General features: G+C 46.2%; 5 protein-coding genes. 2 read left to right on the top strand and 3 right to left on the bottom strand.

Translation table 11 applies throughout. The features are described 5' to 3' along the window. The 3 genes from LBJ25_07625 to LBJ25_07615 all read right to left on the bottom strand — a co-directional run. A partial coding sequence (locus LBJ25_07625) for a hypothetical protein (protein MDR1453824.1) occupies window positions 1-299 on the bottom strand: 299 nt, incomplete at its 3' end. A 247-nt stretch (window positions 300-546) separates the two neighbouring features. Beyond that, the gene (locus tag LBJ25_07620) at window positions 547-1518 is read right to left on the bottom strand and encodes a Fic family protein (GenBank protein MDR1453823.1); all 972 of its coding nucleotides are present in this window, start codon (window positions 1516-1518) and stop codon (window positions 547-549) included. 128 nt (window positions 1519-1646) lie between these two features. Continuing rightward, window positions 1647-1967 (bottom strand): hypothetical protein, encoded by a 321-nt coding sequence (locus LBJ25_07615; GenBank protein MDR1453822.1) that lies wholly within the window; start codon window positions 1965-1967, stop codon window positions 1647-1649. Between the two features lie 180 nt (window positions 1968-2147). On the opposite strand from LBJ25_07615, the gene LBJ25_07610 reads away from it, so the two are divergent. After that, window positions 2148-3296 (top strand): ATP-binding protein, encoded by a 1149-nt coding sequence (locus LBJ25_07610; GenBank protein ID MDR1453821.1) that lies wholly within the window; start codon window positions 2148-2150, stop codon window positions 3294-3296. A 66-nt stretch (window positions 3297-3362) separates the two neighbouring features. Next, window positions 3363-3715: acetolactate synthase large subunit (locus LBJ25_07605; protein MDR1453820.1), on the top strand; the 353-nt coding region annotated here is incomplete at its 3' end.

Below are 3715 nucleotides of genomic sequence, written 5' to 3'. Positions count from 1 at the left end.
CCGGTCTGAATATAGATATTGGCTTGCAGCAACGCTTTATTGTAATTAACAATCTCTCTCTCACTGTCGCGGAGATTTTGCGGCAGATTTTTAAGCAGGCGGCGCACATCAGTTAAAGGTAGCGGATTACCCTCGATGCTGGTCGAGGCATAGGTGGAAATTTCGCGCGCGGCTTTTTCCAAACGGGCAAAAACTACTTGGGGGAAATTTCTGTCGTTTAGTTTCGCGTTCAAGACAGATACCTGCTTAATATTTTTGAGCAGCTGCGGCGTGATCCTATAACGCGGCTTAAAAGACATGGACGAATAATAGACGAATAATGGACGAAAGGCAAGCGGGCGGCGACACCCGCCTTACGGTATAACTTCCGCGACTAATGTTGTTTCCAGCAGCGTCAGGGCCGCGGCGGAGCAGCGTGTCCGTCATCGCCCGGATTTGTTCCGGCGTGATTTCCCGCGCGCTAATTTTTCCCGCTATACCGCACATGAGACAATCCTAACATATAAATAATTGCCACTTAAATGATAGTATCATTTGATACTATCGCTATTTGGTATCCTGAAACTTATAGCGAGTGTTATTTTTATCCCCGCTTTTTTGTAATAAGTTTTGCTGGACTCCCTGGCTTAAATCGCGGCTAGCGGTAGCTGTGGAGATGGTTTTGAACAGCGTCAAATAATCCTTGCGCGAGAAATTATTTTTTTGAAAAACCTCGGCGGCTTTGGCCAAACGATCGGCAATGGCGCTGGTCGCGCCGCTGATTTGTCCTGCATATTCGGCTAATGATTCCTTAAGGGTTTGCAAAATAAATTCAATAAATAAAGTTGATCGGCCTTGCTGCCCGCATTTTTCCAGAACACGGTAGTACTGTTGTTGTTTTTGCTCAATCAGCGACTCCACAGGCAGATACTCAAATATAGAATTGTGCGCGGTCAACAGCGCCGACTGCCAAAAACGCCCCATTCTGCCGTTGCCATCCTCAAAAGGATGGATAAACTCGATTTCGTAATGAACAACCGCTCCTTTTATCAGGTAGTGGGTAGCCTTATCAATTTTTAGCCAGTCAAACAGATCTTGCATAAGCTTGGGCACAAACAGCGGCTTGGGAGCAACATGAATAACTTTTGTGCCTGACACCACCCCAACATTGACACTGCGCCAGCGTCCTGCACTCTTTACCAGCCCGCGCATCAGCACGCCGTGTGCAGACAGAAAATCTTTTATTTTATCCGGCCGATACCTGGGCAGGTCAGCATAGAGTTTCAGGGCGTTTTGCACTTCAGTTATTTCCCGCGGAGACCCCAGCACTCTTTTGCCATCCAGCAGAGCGGTAATTTGTTCCTCTGTAAAAGTATTGCCTTCGATGGCCAGCGAAGATTTAATGGTTTTTATCCGGTTGCGACGGCGCAGTTTGATGTCCGGTTTGGCGATCAACGCGCCGCTCAAGCTGCCAAGCAACTCGGTTATTTCCGCAGTTGATTTAAGAATTTGGGGCGTTATTTCGTAAGGCGGACGCATATATAATGATAGTATCATTTGATACTATCACTGTAAAGACAATATTGCCCCGTCTGGAAAAACTGGGACTGTAAAATTATTCTCTCTTTTTCTCTTGCGCCGTTGTTTTGCCAGTAAAGCAGAGCTAGTTATTGCAGCAGGATCTGCAATTCCCGAATATCGCCGCTGATCTCCTCGAGTTTGGAGCGGTCGGCGTAGCCAGCGCTGAAAAAACTCTCGCTGCGTTTTTGCAGGCGTTTGGCTGCTTTGGCGTATTTTTCCTCCAGCTTCTTGACCAGTTTGGCAATCTTGGCCTCGTATCTGGCTGTGCTCTCGCTATTTTCCAGAATATGCAGGATCGCCCGCGCGTTGCGCTCCGAGCTTAATTGGAAACGATTTTTGACCTGATAGACTTTTTCTTCCTCGCTGGAATTTTCCAAAAAATTCAAAATTTCCAAAGACTTATTCATGGCTTCTCCTTTTTGATTTAGTAGGAAATAACTACCCACTTTTTTCTTTTCTATACCCGCTGCCGAGGCAACAGGTACTTCTTTTGCGTGTCCTCGTAAAATATAAGATTTTTGGACTGAAATCCCTGAAAAGTATAAGATTTTTGGATTCCAAGGCAAAAAGGTGTTATAATTTAAGGAATGATAAAACGAGATTTAGAAAATAAAATCCGCGCCAAAATCGGCAAGGGCAAATCAATTATTATTTACGGCGCGCGGCAGGTAGGTAAAACCACGCTGGTAAAAACTATTTTTGGCGGCAAAGAAAGTGCGCTGTGGCTCAATGGCGACGAAGAGACCACGCGGGCAAGTTTTGAGAATTTTAGCGCCGACACTTTTCGTCCTATTCTTGGCCGCAACACAACACTCATCATCGACGAGGCACAACGCATTAAAAATATTGGCGTAAAACTAAAGATCATTCAAGACAATTTTGGCGGCAAAATACAACTTGTTGCCACAGGCAGTTCTTCTTTTGACCTTGCCAATAAAATTAACGAACCTTTGACCGGCAGAAAGTGGGAGTTCTGGCTGCCGCCGCTGTCGTTCAGGGAACTTTCTCTGCAAAACGGGCTGATCTCCGAGAAAACCAATCTCGAAAACCGCTTGCTTTACGGTTCATACCCGGATGTTGTAATGAATCCGTCTGACGCGCGGGAACGGGTCGAGGCCTTATCTAAAGACAATCTATATAAAGATGTGCTTAATTTAAGTGAAATTATCAAGACCGATAAGTTGTCGAAAATTTTACAGGCTCTAGCGTTCCAGATCGGCTCACAGGTGAGCATCAATGAAATTGCCGGATTGGTGGGGCTGGATAGCAAAACTGTCGATAAATATATCGCGCTGTTAGAGCAGTCTTTCATCATTTTTCGTTTACCGAGTTATAGCGGCAATCTGCGCAATGAACTGAAAGCATCGAACAAATTCTTTTTTTATGATGTGGGTATTCGTAATGCTGTTATTGACGATTTTAAACCGGCTAATTTACGTCTGGATATTGGCCGCTTGTTTGAAAATTATATAGTGGCGGAGTTTAAGAAACACAATGCGCACAAGGGCTATTTTTGGCGCACATCCCAGCAGCAAGAAATCGACTATGTGGCGGTGCGTTCCGGTGAGATATATGCGGCAGAAATTAAATGGAATGAAAAACGCAAGGCAAAAATTTCAAGAACCTTTCGGGACAATTACCATCCGTTTGCAGAGTATCTACTAAATCGTGAGAACTACGCTGAAATGTTGGCCCAAAATAATATAAAATTTTTGGAGCCGGTAGCCAGAAATTAACAAGATTTGACCGCCGATTTTTATTCTTTCGAGAAAATCGCGCGTGTGGTAGAATGTTTTTTCATTATGAAAGGCTCGCAGATACTTATCGAAGCTCTGGTCAAAGAAGGCGTGGAGGTAATTTTTGGTTATCCGGGCGGACGCGCACTGGAAATTTACGACGCGCTGTATGCTGAAAAACGGATCAGACATATTCTCGTGCGCCATGAGCAGGGCGCGGGACACGCGGCGGACGGCTACGCGCGCGCGACAGGCCGGGTCGGCGTGTGCCTGACCACTTCCGGCCCCGGCGCAACCAATCTTGTCACAGCTATCGCCACAGCCTACATGGACTCGGCGCCGCTGGTGGCTATCACCGGACAGGTCGGCACGACGCAGATCGGCAAAGACGCTTTTCAAGAGGCCGATATGACCGGCAT

The organism is Candidatus Margulisiibacteriota bacterium (genome assembly GCA_031268855.1).
Classification (GTDB): domain Bacteria; phylum Margulisbacteria; class Termititenacia; order Termititenacales; family Termititenacaceae; genus Termititenax.
This window is presented reverse-complemented; position numbering and strand designations above follow the sequence as displayed.